The organism is Streptomyces sp. ISL-10 (assembly GCF_018614575.1).
Classification (GTDB): Bacteria; Actinomycetota; Actinomycetes; order Streptomycetales; family Streptomycetaceae; genus Streptomyces.
The window spans coordinates 11,603-25,616 of sequence record NZ_JAGGOJ010000033.1; the positions used below are offsets into that span (position 1 = coordinate 11,603).

Genomic DNA, 14,014 nt, shown 5'->3' on the forward strand with positions numbered 1-14,014 from the left:
CGGACCCCGTTCAACGCAGCCCGTGCCTGCGGCACCCCTCAGCGCAGCCCGTGCCTGCGGGCCACCATGCGCTCGACGGCCGCCCGCGGCAGCAGCCTGCGCAGCGCGAACACCACGGGCGCGTTGCTGCCCACCGCGTAAAGCGGCCGGGGCCGGGCGGCCTCGATCGCCCGCACCACCGTCGAGGCGACGCGTTCCGCGGGGATGCCCCTGGATTCGTTGGCATTGAGCGCGGCGAGCATCGTGCGGTACTCCGCCAGGAACGGCGAGTCCTCGGCCACGTACTGCGTGCGGCGCTCGCTGATGCCCGTGTTGATCGACCCGGGCTCGACGGTGGTGATGCCGACGCCGTACGGGGCGACCTCGCGCCGTGCCGCGCTCGCGAAGCCCTTCAGCGCCGCCTTCGAGGCGACGTAGGAGGACCGGTACGCGAGCGGGAAACTGGCCAGCATGGAGCCCACCATGACCACCCGGCCGCGGCGGCGGGCCCGCATTCCGGGCAGCAGGAGCTGGGTGAGCCGTACGGCCCCGAACACATTGAGCCGGAACAGCCGCTCCAGCGCCTCCATGGGAAGCTCCTCCAGCGGCCCGTTCTGGCTCTCTCCCGCGTTGTTGACCAGGACGTCCACCGCTCCGGCCGCCGCGGCGCACGCCTCGATGGAGGCGTCGTCGGTGAGGTCGAGCGCCAGGTACTCCACGCCGGGCACGGGGGCGGCGACCGACGCCGGATCGCGGCTCGTGCCGTAGACGCGGTAGCCGCGCCCGACGAGCGCGGCGGCCACGGCGGCGCCGATACCGGACGACGCGCCCGTCACCAGGGCCGTGCCCCGGGCCGTCATGCCAGCCGCCGGGCGATCGCGAGACCGGCGGCACGGCCGGAGAAGACACAGCCGCCGAGGAACGTGCCCTCCAGCGCGTTGTAGCCGTGCACCCCGCCGCCGCCGAACCCGGCGACCTCACCGGCCGCGTACAGGCCGTCGAAGGCGGATCCGTCGGGGCGGACCACCTGGGAGTCCAGCGTCGTCTCCAGGCCGCCGAGCGTCTTGCGGGTCAGCAGGTGCAGCCGTACGGCGATCAACGGCCCCTGGTCGGGGTCGAGGAGGCGGTGGGGCCTGGCCACGCGGGTGAGCCGGTCGGGCCAGTACGCCCGGGCATTGGTGACGGACATCAGCTGGAAGTCCTTGGAGTACGCGTTGCCCACTTGGCGGTCGCGCGCCAGGACTTCCCGCTCGACCTGCGCGAAGTCGAGTTCGCAGTCGGGCGAGAGGGCGTTCATGCCCTTGACGAGCTCCTTGAGGGTCGGCCGTACGACGAAGTCCTCGCCGTGGTCGAGGAACGCCTGCACGGGCCCGGGAGCGCCCTTCTTCACCCGGGACAGCACCAGCTTCAGGTCCTTGCCGGTGATGTCGGGGTTCTGCTCGGAACCGGAGAGCGCGAACTCCTTCTCCACGATCGCCCGCGTCAGCACGAACCACGAGTGGTCGTGGCCGGTGCTCACGATGTGCTTCAGCGTGGCGAGCGTGTCGTGGCCCGGGAACAGCGGCACCGGGAGCCTGCGCCCCTTCGCGTCCAGCCACAGCGAAGAGGGGCCGGGGATGATGCGGATCGCGTGGTCGGGCCAGATCGGATCCCAGTTCTTGATGCCCTCGGTGTAGTGCCACATCCGGTCGCGGTTGACGATCGAGCCGCCCGCGCCCTCGGTTATCGAAAGCATCCGGCCGTCGACGTACGCGGGAACGCCCGTGATCATCGACCGTGGCGCGGGCCCGAGCCGCTCCGCGGGCCAGCTGTCGCGGACCAGCTGCTGGTTGCCGCCGATGCCGCCGGAGGTCACCACCACGGCCTGCGCGCGCAGTTCGAACTCGCCCGCAGGCTCGCGGGACGAGGCGACGCCGCGCGGCTCGGCGGACGGTTCGAGCACCGTGCCGCGCACGCCGACCGCCGCCCCGTTCTCGAGGACCAGCCCGTCGACGCGGTGACGGTGGCGGAACGTGACCAGCCCGCGCGCGGCGGCCGCGAGCACGGGCTCGCGGAACACGCGGACCACCTCGGGGCCGGTGCCCCAGGTGATGTGGAACCGCGGCACCGAGTTGCCGTGCCCGGCCGCCGCACCGGCGCCGCGCTCGGCCCAGCCGACCGTCGGCATCACATGCAGCCCCAGGCGCTGCAGATAGTCCCGCTTCTCACCGGCGGCGAAGTTCACGTACGCCTCGGCCCACCGGCGCGGCCACTGGTCCTCGCGCTCCCGGTCGAAGCCGGCCGAGCCCAGCCAGTCGGACAGGGCCAGTTCGACGGAGTCCTTGATGCCCATCCGCCGCTGCTCGGGGCTGTCGACGAGGAACAGCCCGCCGAGCGACCAGAACGCCTGACCGCCGAGATTGGCCTCGTTCTCCTGGTCGACGACCACCACCCGCCGCCCGGCGCGGGTGAGTTCGTACGTCGCGACGAGACCGGCCAGTCCCGCGCCCACGACGATGACGTCGGCGTCCTCGCTCACGCTGCCTCCTCGGTGACGGGCGTGCTGTACGCCTGCAGAACGACTCTGAACAGCTCCTCGCGGCGCCGGTGCGGCACCTCGCTGCCCGGTTCGAGCAGCACCTGTACGGCGGTGCCGTCGTGCACGGCGACCAGGGCCTGCCCGAGGGCGACCACGTCGGGGACCCGCCGCCCGGTCCGCCCGAGCGCGTCGACGACGACCGGCAGGATCGTGTCGAGGATCGCCTGCTCGCGGGCCGCCATCACGCGCCGCAGCGGGGGATTGCGCAGCGCGTGCGCCGTGAACTCGGCCGTCACCCTGTACCAGGCGTCGTCCACGGGAATCGCGCGGAGCGCGGCCCGCAGCGCCTCCTCGGGCGCCGCGCCGGAGACCTCGGCCAGGGCCTCGCGCAGGTCGGCGAGCATGCGCTGCGAGCGCTCCTCCCACATGGCCAGGAACAGCTCGTCGAGGGAGGAGAAGTTCGAGTAGAAGGCGCCGCGTGTGTAGCCGGCCCGCTCGCAGACGCGCTCCACGGTCGAGCGGCCGAAGCCCTCGTCCGCGAACACCTGGAGGGCGGCGTCGAGCATGCGCTGCCGCGTCTGGGCGCGGCGCGCGGTGACACGTCTGGGTGCGGATGCGGTGGTGGTCGTCATGGCCGGTCCCTTGTTCGATGCGCGAACGTATCGGATGCATTCACGTATCGACAAGGGTGCGGACGCAGCGGGGCGAGGGTGCAGGACGGGCGGGCACCGTGGGCAGGCGGGGCCCGGACGGGCGGGGGCGCAGGACGGGCGGGGCCCGGGCAGGCGGGGCCCTGGCGCTTATGACCTGGTCGGTTCGACCGCGTAGCGGACGAGCACGAGCCCGGAGCCGTCCCACGTACGGGTGCCGCGGCGGGAGACCTCCCGCTCCAGCGGTGGGGCGTCGGAATCGTCGGCGATCGTCGGCCAGTAGCTCCGGAACCCTTCGTGCGGCGTGCGGCCGAGCAGCAGGGTGTCGGCGGCCCGCAGCCGCTCGGCGTGGTAATCGGAGAACCCGTGGTCGAACGGCATGGCCATGACGTCTTCGCCCGGGCCCTCGAAGTAGCCGTCGAGCGAGATGACGTTGCAGACGATCAGCTTGCGCATCGTCGGCGCCTCTTCCGGGCGGGCGTGGCGGTGTTCGGTCCTGCAAGGGCAGACGGCATCCGCACCCTGAATTCATTGGACACGGCACTTTTGGACCACCTGCACCACGAAACGGCCAAGAAGCAGACATCTGGCGACATTCGCCCCAGCTTTCCCCCTGGTCTGGTTCGTCACGAATAGGCGGGCAGACGTGCAGGTCAGTTGTCGTTGTCGTGAAGAAGTATTCACCGTCAAAACCGGAACGTTGGTTGCTAGTTGGTCTTCCTGCGTGATCTCATCCTGGGGTGCGGGAGTCGTGATCATTGACACCCGTTCCAGGCGTCGGGCGCGAATTTCCGCCGGCCTGTTTTCCATGATGCCCATTCCATCGGCATCGGTTCCGGAATTCCCCCAGCATGGAAAGGGAGAGAAAGTGCGTAACGACTTCACCCCTGTTGAGACCGCCGAGATTTCCGACAGCGAGCTGGACAGCATCTCCGGCGGTATCGCCAGCGCCCACGCCGGTGCCAACGGCTACGGCGCTGCCGTGAACGTCGGTGACGTCGTCGGGGCCGCCCAGTCCCTCGCGTCCGTCGTGCCGGCCTCCGCGGTCACGAGCGTCGTGTCGGTGCACACCACCGGCGTCTGAGAACGCCCTGCCGCACGGCCTTCCCGGCCACGCGCACTCCCGGCCCCGCCTGCGCATCCTCATGCCGCGAGGGCCCGGACAGGACCCCGGAATTTCCAGTTCCGGGGTCCTGCGCGTGTGCGGAGCCTGAAGGGGACGTGCCCCTTTTCCAACGCCGCTCGACGGCGACGACGGCGACGACGACGGCGGCCGGCAGCAGTCCGGCACCCCGGGTGGCGAAGGTCCCCGTGCCCTCGGTGTGCTGTGACCCGGTGTGCGTGGCGCGCTCCAGGCCGAGGGCGAGCAGGACGATGGCGGCGGTCACGGAGGGCACCCGTGACTGAGCGGTACGCGCCGTCGTCCGCACGGCCCACGAAGCGGCGGGAGCGCCAAACCTGAGAGTTGCTCAGCCCGGAAGCTCCGTGCGCTCCCACCATTCGTAGACGGGCAGCGCCCCCTCGGTGGTCTCCTGCTGCCGCGCGGTGGCCTTGAAGTGCTCGTAGCCGCCTCGGAACGGGATCTTGAGATCGCCTCCGGTCGTGGAGAGGTCGACGATCCGCTCCGGAAGATCGTCGGGTCCGCCTTCGAGGACTGCTTTCGTGGTGTCGTTCATGGCGGAAGTGTCCCCAAAGCCCGGTATCGGCTCGCCGCTGACGCGCCGGTGAGCCCACCGCCACATGGGAGGTCGGCAGGCGTCCTGTTCCGCCGAAGGGCCCCACCACGAACGGTGGGGCCCTTCGGTTGATCGCGACTCGCGCGGTCGGGTGCTCTTGCGGTTGTTCTCAGATGCCGGCCGGTGCCGGGGTAGGTGTTGCCGAACCAGGCGATACGACGGGTGAGTTCGTCGGCGATGCCGGCGAGGGTGCGACTCATGTCCTCGTGCTGTTCGCGGAGCAGCCGGGGTTGGCCATGCAGACCTCTCGTGGTCGTGTGTCCAGGGGGCGGGCACCGTCAGGGGGTCCCGTACCCGGCGCGGTCGTTCAGTGGAGCGCTGCTCGGTGCCTCCGTACAAGTGACTGTGGCGTGGGCGCGCACCGGTGCCGGTGCGCGCCCACGCCATGGTGAAGGTGACCCGCCGTCAGAAGGACGTGAGTTTGAGCAGACGCTCCTTGGTGGTGTCGCCGTCCTCGGAGGGCCAGGTCCAGTCGACGCCTCCGGCGGCCTGCAGAGCCGTCTTGACGCTCTGGGGCAGTGCGCCGGGGTGGGTGGCCCGGTACAGCGCTGCGCCGCCCGCTACGTGGGGCGCGGCCATCGAGGTGCCGGACAGCGTGGTGTAGCCGCCGCTGTTGGAGGTGGAGCGGATGCACACGCCTGGCGCGATCAGATCGACATCGGAGCCGTAGTTGGAGAAGTCGGCGAAGGTGTCGTCCTTGTCGCTGCGGCAGGTCGGCTGGCCGAGGCCTCCCGGCTTGCCGTCGAAGTCGGCCAGGGCGCTGACGGTGATCACCTCGTCGTACGCGGCGGGGACCATGTTCTTGGCGTCGCCGTGGTCGTTGCCGGCCGCCACGGTGTAGGTGACGCCCTTTGCGACGGAATTGCAGATCGCCCGGTGCATGGCGTCGTTGTTGCTCTTGCCGCAGTTGCCGTCGTCGGTGCCCGAGCCGCCCAGGCTCATGTTGGCGACCTCGATCTCGTCGGCGTGCTGGGTGACGTGGTCGATGCCGCAGATGACCGCCGCGGTGGTGCCGCTGCCCAAGGGGTCGAGCACCTGTACCGGCCAGAGCCGGGCGCCCGGTGCCGTACCGACCACCCCGGTGCCGTTGTCCAGGGCGCCGATGGTTCCGGCGACATGCGTACCGTGACCGTGCCAGTCGGAGGGGGGCAGGAAGGGCAGCCAGCAGTTCTTGCCGCCGGCCCGGTACACATTGAGGTCGCTGTGGCTCGCGTTGATCCCGGTGTCGATGACGGCGACATCGGCGTCCACCCGGGTGTCGACGCCGTCGATGGCCGCTGTGGGGCTCTTGTCGGCCTCCACCCGGTCCACACCGGTCGGGACCGACTGGGCGGTGGCCTGTACGCGCCGGTTGGGCTCCACCGAAAGCACCCGCGGGTCGTCGGCGAGCTCGGCTGCGACGTTCGCGCTCATGGACGCGGCGTAGCCGTGGAGTGCGTGGCGGTACACGTGCTGCACATCGGCACCCAGGGTGGTGGCCTGCTCGACAGCCGCTTCCACAGCCGCGTCCATGCCGCCACCCTCGGGAGCGGCTGTGTCCTTGAGGGTCACGATGTACCCGCCGGGGATCAGGTCGGACCGCGGAGGCGCCTCGGCCGCCGCCGGGGTCAGCGGTGCGGCCGCGAGAACGAGCGCGAGGAGGGCGACGGGGAAGATTTTGCGCATCCCAGACCTTTCTTGAGGACACTGGAAATGAGAGTCAACGAGGTGTTTCCAGATAAGTTTTCGTAGCGTGTACGCTTCGCTACTGCGCTCACAGCTAGCAGGTTCGCGACGGCGGCGGCAGGACGACATCCGGCGTTCACCGGATTCCCTGACCATCTGTCAACCATGTGGTCCTGTGCGGCCCTCGCTCCCGGTCGCAGCCCGCCACCCTCAGCCTCGTTGTGAGAGCCCTCTGCCCACGGCGGCGTCGACACCGCATGTCATGGGCTACGTCTTGTATCTGGTGCGCTCGCTTCAGCCGCGCGGCCGGCGGAGGCGGCGACCGTTCTCACGACGTCCGGGACGCCGACCCGCCGAAGGGGCAACTGAGACGGAGAACCTCGAAGGGCCCCACCGCGAACGGTGGGGCCCTTCGACCTCGTGCCCGGTGAGGCACTGGCGGAGGATGCGAGATTCGAACTGTGAGTGGCGCTCCTTGCCTCAACGCGGGGCGCGCCCCGCTCTCTGCGGGGAGGTGGGGAGCCTTCTCACTGACTGTCACACCACTACGTCCGCGCCGCCCAACCCGAAATGTTTCACCATCGACCCCACCCAGGCGTGAGCCTTACCGACGCCGCTGGCCAAGGACACAGAACTCATTACCTTCGGGGTCTGCCAGAACAACCCACGATTGATCACCCTGGCCAATATCAACACGCTGCGCGCCATGAGCCACCAGACGAGCCACCTCGGCGTCCTGGTCATCAGGCCTGAAGTCGAGGTGCAGGCGGCTCTTGACCTTCTTGCTCTCATCAAGCCGGACGAAGTCCAACCCCGGCAGGCGATCCGGCTCCGGGCGGATCTCGAACTCCTCATCGGAGGAGTGGACCACAACCCAGCCAAGAGCCGTAGCCCACCACTGCCCCAAGGCCACCGGATCTACCGAGTGAACGATTACCTGTTCCCATTCCAAGGTCATCCGCCGAGCCTAGACCTGCCAGGGCTTCGAAAAACAGGCGCTCGGGCCTCCCTCATCGGGCTGAACCCGAGCGCCTTCCCCCTCGCGGAGCCACCGCCACCCGCGGGTTCGGCACCCACCAGCGTTCAGATTCCGCGAACCCGCTGATTTCGGTGCACCGGTGGCGGCTCGCTCCGGACGGCTACGCCCCGCCGCGACCTCCGCGCCCTGGGGCTGCGGCCCGGTGCTCCCTGGTCGCGATGCTCCAACGAGCGGTCTGCCGACCCTGGACCGCCGTGCCTGAGCTGCCGCCCGTCCGCTACTGGCGCCGGAGCAGGGTGATCGCGCCCGCCGTGTCCTCGTCGGCGTGCGCGGCCCCGTCGGCGGCCAGGCGGCGCCGCATCAGCTCGAAGTAGGGGCTGATCAACTCCGTGCTGACCCCCTGCTCCTCCGCGGTGCGCAGCAGCGTCCCGGTGGCTGCCACCTGCATGGCGAGGTTCGACGCCACACCGGTGGCGAAGTCGCCCGAGGTCAGCCGCTCGGCCGCGTTGCCCACGAAGAAGCCCATCGCGCGCAGCCACTCCGACAGCAGCGGGGCCAGGTCCTTCGGGGAGATGTCCTCGCCCTCGATGAGCGCGAAGGCGTGCGAGATGCCGGCGAACATCCCGTACATCCCGCTGAGCAGTGCCACGTCGTGCAGGGCGGCGTGGCCCGGGTTCTCGCCGACGAACCGGGCCGGGGCAGGGACCTCCAGCACGGCCCGGTGGGTGTCGAACAGGGCCCGGGAGCCACTGTAGAAGACATAGCCGCCGGCTTCGGGTGCGCCGACCATCACCGGGGTGGCCATGATCCCGGCGTCCACGAAGCGGGCGCCGCGGGCCTCGGCCCAGGCCGCGCGGGCTCGGCCCTCGCCCGGGGTGCCGGTGGTGAGGTTGACCAGGTCCTTGCCGGCCAGGTCGGTGCCGTCCAGAGCCGAGCCGACGCTGGCATCGTCCAGCAGGCACACCACGACGAGGTCGTTCGCGGCCACCGCCTCGGCGGGGCTCGTGGCGATGAGGGCGCCTTCGGTGGCGAGGGCTTCGGCCTTGGCGGCGGTGCGGTTCCAGACGGTCAGGGAGTGGCCGGCGGCGAGCCAGGTGCGGGCCAGGGCGGTGCCCATGTCGCCGAGGCCGAGAAGGGTGAGGGAGCGCTGTGCAACGTTCGTGTCGGTCATGACGTTCAGACTGGTAGCGGGCCGAAAGGTCCTCAAGTACGCACTATGGAGTGGGTGGTTACTTCAAAGTGAGTGAACACGTGGGGAGGGGTGCGTGATGGCGGGAACGCGGAGGCCCGGGGCGGACCACTGCGGTGTGGCCGCGGCGATGTCCGTGATCGACGGCAAGTGGAAGGTGTCGCTCCTGTGGGAGCTGGACCAGCGGCCGCGCCGCTTCGGTGAACTGCGGCGGCTGGTCCCCGGGGTGTCGGAGAAGGTGCTCGCCGCCCACCTGCGCGAGCTGGAGACGGACGGCCTGGTGCACCGCGAGGCCTACGACGAGGTTCCGCCGCGCGTGGAGTACTCCCTGACCCCGCTGGGCCACACCCTCAATACGGCCCTGGAGCCCCTCGGGGAGTGGGGGAGCAGGCACCTCCTCCCGGGCGGGGCGGCGTCCGCCTAGCCAGGCCCCCTTGGCTTCGGATCGGGATGTCGGTGACTGGGGGTACCTTCCTGCTCGGATGAGCCGGTTCGAAGTTCCCGACGAGGTGCACGGCGACCAAGGGGGCCAGATAGGGGTCCCCGGATCCTCGCGTTCCCTGGATGCCGAATGGCTCCGATCCACCCCTCTCACAACCTTCTGATCCGCAGCTAGCCGGATCGGTCAGCGACGGCCACACCGGCCGCTACGAGGCCCGGAGGGCCGGTAGCGGCCGGGGCGGTTGCTGGGGTTGCGGTAGGAAGCTGCTGTGCCGGGCGCGGTAGCTACCCCGCTCGTTCGACGGTCAAGTCGCTGCGAGCGGGTTCGGCTTGCCACATCGCGGCCGCTGAGGGTAGGACTCGATGAAGCGACGCATCTCTCCGAGCGCGGCAGTCCTTGAAACGCCGATCTCGTCGTAGTCGAAACCGGTGTCTTGAGGTCGGCGACGCGCTCTGGGAGTCGCCGAAGACGAGCTGAGACGGAAACTGAGACGGACAACGTCGAAGGGCCCCACCGCAAGCGGTGGGGCCCTTCGACTTCGTGCCCGGTGAGGCACTGGCGGAGGATACGAGATTCGAACTCGTGAGGGGTTGCCCCCAACACGCTTTCCAAGCGTGCGCCCTAGGCCACTAGGCGAATCCTCCGCCGCAAACAATACAAGACGTTGAGGAGTGCTCGCGAACCCGTTCCCCTCGCCTCGGGACCGGGGCCCGAGCACCCCCGTCCATCGGGTAACCTGGGCGCAGCCCCTCACGTGGCGCTATCTGACTGAACTCCCCCAGGGCCGGAAGGCAGCAAGGGTAGGTCGGCTCTGGCGGGTGCGTGGGGGGCGCTTGCGTGTGCGGGTGGTGGTGCGTGGTCGCCCCGGAGCGCAGGCCGTCGCCGGATCTCGGGGCGGCTTCGAATGTCGGTGGGCCCCGATAACCTCGTAAGCGTGTCGTCCCTTGCGCTGTACCGCCGCTATCGCCCCGAGTCGTTCGCCGAGGTCATCGGGCAGGAGCATGTCACCGACCCGTTGCAGCAGGCCCTGCGGAACAACCGGGTCAATCACGCGTACCTGTTCAGCGGACCGCGTGGCTGCGGCAAGACGACCAGCGCCCGCATCCTCGCCCGCTGTCTGAACTGCGCGAAGGGTCCGACGCCGACGCCCTGCGGTGAGTGCCAGTCCTGCCTCGACCTCGCGCGCAACGGCCCCGGTTCGATCGACGTCATCGAGATCGACGCCGCATCCCACGGAGGCGTGGACGACGCCCGTGACCTGCGCGAGAAGGCGTTCTTCGGGCCGGCGAGCAGCCGCTACAAGATCTACATCATCGACGAGGCCCACATGGTCACCTCGGCGGGCTTCAACGCTCTGCTGAAGGTGGTCGAGGAGCCTCCGGAGCATCTGAAGTTCATCTTCGCGACGACCGAGCCCGAGAAGGTCATCGGGACCATCCGGTCAAGGACGCATCACTACCCGTTCCGCCTGGTGCCGCCCGGCACGCTCCGGGAGTACCTGGCGGACGTGTGCGGGCACGAGGGCATCCCCGTCGAGGACGGCGTGCTGCCGCTCGTCGTGCGTGCCGGAGGCGGGTCGGTGCGTGACTCCATGTCCGTCATGGACCAGCTGCTGGCGGGCGCGGCCGAGGACGGTGTGACATATGCCATGGCGACCGCTCTCCTCGGCTACACGGACGGGTCGCTGCTCGACTCGATCGTGGACGCCTTCGCCTCGGGTGACGGCGCCGCGGCCTTCGAGGTCGTCGACCGCGTCATCGAGGGCGGGAACGACCCGCGCAGGTTCGTCGCCGACCTGCTGGAGCGGCTGCGGGACCTGGTGATCCTGGCGGCCGTGCCGGACGCGGGGACGAAGGGCCTGATCGACGCCCCTGTCGACGTGGTGGAACGCATGCAGGCGCAGGCGTCGGTTTTGGGCGCGGCCGAGCTCAGCCGCGCCGCCGACCTGGTGAACACCGGTCTGACCGAGATGCGGGGCGCCACATCGCCGCGGCTCCAGCTGGAGCTGATCTGCGCCCGCGTGCTGCTGCCCGCCGCTTTCGACGACGAGCGGTCCGTGCAGGCCCGGCTGGACCGGCTGGAGCGCGGCGCGACGTTCTCGACGGGCGGCCAGGGGCCCGCGATGGGGTACGTCCCCGGGCCCGATGCGCAGGCACATGTGCCCGCCCCGACCGCGGGCGGCCCGGCCGCGGCGCGCGCCGCCGTACGGCCGGAGGCCGTCCCAGCTGCCCAGGCACCGGCCCAGGCACCCGCCCCGGCCCCGGCACCCGCCCCCGCAGCCCAGGCCTCCGCGCCCGAGCCGGCCGCCCCGGAGCAGGCCCCGCAGCCGCCCGTGCCGGCCTCTTCCGCGCCCGCCCGTCCCGGTGCCTGGCCGGGCTCGGCCGGTGCCGGCGGAGCGCAGGAGACCCCGCGGCGGCCCGGCGGCTGGCCCACGACCTCGGCCCCCGGCCAGGGCCAGGGCGCACCGCCCGCCGCGGCGCCCCAGGCGCCGGCTCCGCAGCCCGCGCCCGCCGCGGCTCCCGCCGCTGCCGCGCCCGCGCCGGGACCGGTCATGTCCCAGGGCGCCGGCCAGGTGCGGAACATGTGGCCGGACATCCTGGAGGCCGTCAAGAACCGCCGCCGCTTCACCTGGATCCTGCTGAGCCAGAACGCGCAGGTGGCGGGCTTCGACGGCACGACCCTCCAGCTCGGCTTCATCAACGCCGGAGCCCGGGACAACTTCGCGAGCAGTGGAAGCGAGGAGGTCCTGAAACAGGCGCTCGCCGAGCAGTTCAACGTGCAGTGGAAGGTCGAGGCGATCGTCGACCCGTCCGGCGGCGTGGGCGGAGGCCCGGGCGGCGTCCAGCCTCCCGGCGGCTCCGGAGGTTACGGCGCGCAGCCAGGCCCCGGCGGCCAGTCAGCTTCCGGCGGCTACGGCGGTCCCGGCGGCAGCGGCCAGAGCGGCTACGGTCAGGGCAGGCCGCCCGCCGCCGCGCCGGCCGCGCCCTCCCCGGCAGCTCCCGCACCCCGGCCCGCCCAGTCGGACCGGCCCGGGCAGGCACCCGCCCAGGCGGCCTCGCCGCCGCACCCCGCCCCCGAGCTCGCACGCCCGGCGGACACGTACAGCCCGCCCCCGCCCACGCCGGTCTCCCTGGAGGACGACGTCCCGGAGGAGGACGATCCGGACCTCGTCGACTCGGCGCTCTCCGGGCACGACCTGATCGTGCGCGAGCTCGGCGCCACGGTCGTGGAGGAATATACGAACGAGTAGCGGGCCTGCCCTCGGAGGCCCGTACGACGACTTCCGGCGGACGGCGGTTAGGCTGGCGCCCGTGAAGGTCCTCGTCATCGGCGGCGGCGCCCGCGAACATGCCCTGTGCCGCTCTCTGTCCCTCGATCCCGACGTCACCGCTCTGCACTGCGCGCCTGGAAACGCCGGTATCGCCGAGGTCGCCGAGCTGCATCCGGTCGACCCGCTGGACGGCCCGGCCGTCGCGCGGCTCGCCGCCGTTCTCGGCGCCGATCTCGTCGTGGTCGGCCCCGAGGCGCCGCTGGTCGCCGGTGTCGCCGACCATGTCCGTGCCGCGGGGATCCCCTGCTTCGGCCCGTCGGCGGCTGCGGCGCAGCTGGAGGGCTCGAAGGCCTTCGCCAAGGACGTGATGGCCGGGGCCGGAGTGCCCACGGCCCGCAGCTACGTCTGCACGACCCCGGAGGAGATCGACGAGGCGCTCGACGCCTTCGGCGCCCCGTACGTGGTCAAGGACGACGGGCTCGCCGCGGGCAAGGGAGTCGTTGTCACCGGCGATCTGGCGCAGGCCCGCGAGCATGCGCTGGCGTGCGGCCGGGTCGTCATCGAGGAGTACCTCGACGGGCCCGAGGTCTCCCTCTTCGCCGTCACCGACGGCGAGACGGTCGTTCCCCTGCGGCCCGCCCAGGACTTCAAGCGCGCTCTCGACGGTGACGAGGGCCCGAACACCGGCGGCATGGGTGCGTACTCCCCGCTGCCGTGGGCCGATCCCAAGCTGGTCGACGAGGTCATGGCGACCGTTCTCCAGCCGACGGTCGACGAACTGCGCCGCCGCGGCACGCCCTTCTCCGGGCTGCTGTACGCGGGCCTCGCGATCACGTCGCGCGGTGTGCGGGTCATCGAGTTCAACGCCCGCTTCGGCGACCCGGAGACCCAGGTCGTGCTCGCCCGGCTGAAGACTCCGCTGGCCGGGGTCCTGCTCGCCGCGGCGAACGGCACGCTCGACACTTTTCCGCCGCTGCAGTGGCGCGAGGACGCGGCCGTGACCGTCGTCATCGCCTCCCACAACTATCCGGACACGCCGCGTACCGGCGACCCGATCGAGGGCCTGGACGAGGTCGCCGCCGAGGACGCGCCGCACGCGTACGTGCTGCACGCCGGTACGAAGCGGGACGGCGACGCGATCGTGAGCGCGGGCGGCCGCGTGCTCTCGGTGACCGCGACGGGCAAGGACCTGGCCGAGGCCCGTGAGCGCGCCTACCGGGCGGTGTCGCGCATCCGCCTGTCCGGCTCCCAGCACCGGACGGACATCGCCCGCGCGGCAGCGGAGGGCTGACGACAGAACCGGCGGGCCGGCCGGTCCCTTGGCGCCCGCACACGACGCACCTTCCTTCCGGACGGGGCCCGACGCACTCCGCGCCGGCCCCCGTCCGCGGCCGTACGCCCGGCCCCCTAGGCCCGGGAACCGGTCGGGCCGGCTCATCCTGGACCCGTAGGCCTACGGGTCCGGGCCCGGGACCCGTACGCCCGGACCGCGTCCATACGCCCCCGGAAACCGGCCGATCCTTTGCCCAAAGCCATTCCATCGAGTGATGGCTGAGCCATCCGGATGACGGTCGCCGAAGCCCCA

Annotated in this window: 12 protein-coding genes, 1 tRNA gene and 1 other RNA gene; 5 read left to right on the top strand and 9 right to left on the bottom strand. The window is 71.2% G+C overall.

All coding sequences use genetic code 11. From position 1 onward, the window contains the following. Nucleotides 1-38: 38 nt before the first annotated feature. From J7E88_RS30090 to J7E88_RS30105, 4 genes are all read right to left on the bottom strand, one after another. A complete protein-coding gene (locus J7E88_RS30090; protein ID WP_215186611.1) occupies nucleotides 39-839 on the bottom strand; it encodes an SDR family oxidoreductase in 801 nt (266 codons plus the stop codon). Then, nucleotides 836-2,497 carry an FAD-binding dehydrogenase gene (locus J7E88_RS30095; protein ID WP_215186612.1) on the bottom strand — a complete coding sequence of 554 codons (1,662 nt, stop codon included), beginning with the start codon at nucleotides 2,495-2,497 and terminating at the stop codon, nucleotides 836-838. Before J7E88_RS30095 ends, J7E88_RS30090 begins: the two co-directional genes overlap by 4 nt. Beyond that, nucleotides 2,494-3,129, bottom strand: coding sequence for a TetR/AcrR family transcriptional regulator (locus J7E88_RS30100; RefSeq protein ID WP_215186613.1), 636 nt, complete (start codon nucleotides 3,127-3,129; stop codon nucleotides 2,494-2,496). The genes J7E88_RS30095 and J7E88_RS30100 overlap by 4 nt, the downstream gene beginning before the upstream one ends. 168 nt (nucleotides 3,130-3,297) lie before the next feature. Beyond that, nucleotides 3,298-3,603: a hypothetical protein gene (locus J7E88_RS30105; protein WP_215186614.1), complete on the bottom strand. Its 306-nt coding sequence runs from the start codon at nucleotides 3,601-3,603 to the stop codon at nucleotides 3,298-3,300. Nucleotides 3,604-4,015: 412 nt separating this feature from the next. Between J7E88_RS30105 and J7E88_RS30110 the strand changes: the two genes are divergently transcribed. Then, nucleotides 4,016-4,231: a hypothetical protein gene (locus tag J7E88_RS30110; RefSeq protein WP_215186615.1), complete on the top strand. Its 216-nt coding sequence runs from the start codon at nucleotides 4,016-4,018 to the stop codon at nucleotides 4,229-4,231. A 385-nt stretch (nucleotides 4,232-4,616) separates the two neighbouring features. Here J7E88_RS30110 and J7E88_RS30115 read toward each other — a convergent pair whose 3' ends face one another. The 4 genes from J7E88_RS30115 to J7E88_RS30130 all read right to left on the bottom strand — a co-directional run bounded on the left by J7E88_RS30115 (nucleotide 4,617) and on the right by J7E88_RS30130 (nucleotide 8,698). Further along, entirely contained in the window at nucleotides 4,617-4,823 is a 207-nt protein-coding gene (locus J7E88_RS30115; RefSeq protein ID WP_215186616.1) for a DUF5988 family protein, read from the bottom strand. Nucleotides 4,824-5,288: 465 nt separating this feature from the next. After that, a complete protein-coding gene (locus J7E88_RS30120) occupies nucleotides 5,289-6,548 on the bottom strand; it encodes a S8 family serine peptidase (RefSeq protein WP_215186617.1) in 1,260 nt (419 codons plus the stop codon). A gap of 604 nt (nucleotides 6,549-7,152) precedes the next feature. Next, nucleotides 7,153-7,506, bottom strand: a complete 354-nt coding sequence (locus tag J7E88_RS30125) for a VOC family protein (RefSeq protein WP_215186618.1) — start codon at nucleotides 7,504-7,506, stop codon at nucleotides 7,153-7,155. A gap of 298 nt (nucleotides 7,507-7,804) precedes the next feature. Continuing rightward, nucleotides 7,805-8,698, bottom strand: a complete 894-nt coding sequence (locus J7E88_RS30130; protein ID WP_215186619.1) for an NAD(P)-dependent oxidoreductase — start codon at nucleotides 8,696-8,698, stop codon at nucleotides 7,805-7,807. A 97-nt stretch (nucleotides 8,699-8,795) separates the two neighbouring features. On the opposite strand from J7E88_RS30130, the gene J7E88_RS30135 reads away from it, so the two are divergent. Further along, entirely contained in the window at nucleotides 8,796-9,140 is a 345-nt protein-coding gene (locus J7E88_RS30135) for a helix-turn-helix domain-containing protein (RefSeq protein WP_215186620.1), read from the top strand. 574 nt (nucleotides 9,141-9,714) lie between these two features. Here J7E88_RS30135 and J7E88_RS30140 read toward each other — a convergent pair. Next, nucleotides 9,715-9,802, bottom strand: a tRNA-Ser gene (locus tag J7E88_RS30140). Nucleotides 9,803-9,899: 97 nt separating this feature from the next. Between J7E88_RS30140 and ffs the strand changes: the two genes are divergently transcribed. The 3 genes from ffs to purD all read left to right on the top strand — a co-directional run bounded on the left by ffs (nucleotide 9,900) and on the right by purD (nucleotide 13,720). After that, nucleotides 9,900-9,998, top strand: an RNA gene (gene ffs, locus J7E88_RS30145) — signal recognition particle sRNA small type. 94 nt (nucleotides 9,999-10,092) lie between these two features. Further along, nucleotides 10,093-12,408, top strand: a complete 2,316-nt coding sequence (locus J7E88_RS30150) for a DNA polymerase III subunit gamma and tau (protein ID WP_215186621.1) — start codon at nucleotides 10,093-10,095, stop codon at nucleotides 12,406-12,408. A gap of 61 nt (nucleotides 12,409-12,469) precedes the next feature. Then, nucleotides 12,470-13,720 carry a phosphoribosylamine--glycine ligase gene (gene purD / locus J7E88_RS30155; RefSeq protein ID WP_215186622.1) on the top strand — a complete coding sequence of 417 codons (1,251 nt, stop codon included), beginning with the start codon at nucleotides 12,470-12,472 and terminating at the stop codon, nucleotides 13,718-13,720. Nucleotides 13,721-14,014: the final 294 nt, after the last annotated feature.

Bases quoted from the DNA above. Each gene is read 5' to 3' on its own strand.
- J7E88_RS30125 (WP_215186618.1), bottom strand. From the start codon at position 7,506: ATGACCTTGGAATGGGAACAGGTAATCGTTCACTCGGTAGATCCGGTG.
- J7E88_RS30105 (WP_215186614.1), bottom strand. From the start codon at position 3,603: ATGCGCAAGCTGATCGTCTGCAACGTCATCTCGCTCGACGGCTACTTC.
- J7E88_RS30130 (WP_215186619.1), bottom strand. From the start codon at position 8,698: ATGACCGACACGAACGTTGCACAGCGCTCCCTCACCCTTCTCGGCCTC.
- J7E88_RS30115 (WP_215186616.1), bottom strand. From the start codon at position 4,823: ATGAACGACACCACGAAAGCAGTCCTCGAAGGCGGACCCGACGATCTT.
- J7E88_RS30135 (WP_215186620.1), top strand. From the start codon at position 8,796: ATGGCGGGAACGCGGAGGCCCGGGGCGGACCACTGCGGTGTGGCCGCG.
- J7E88_RS30090 (WP_215186611.1), bottom strand. From the start codon at position 839: ATGACGGCCCGGGGCACGGCCCTGGTGACGGGCGCGTCGTCCGGTATC.
- J7E88_RS30120 (WP_215186617.1), bottom strand. From the start codon at position 6,548: ATGCGCAAAATCTTCCCCGTCGCCCTCCTCGCGCTCGTTCTCGCGGCC.
- J7E88_RS30100 (WP_215186613.1), bottom strand. From the start codon at position 3,129: ATGACGACCACCACCGCATCCGCACCCAGACGTGTCACCGCGCGCCGC.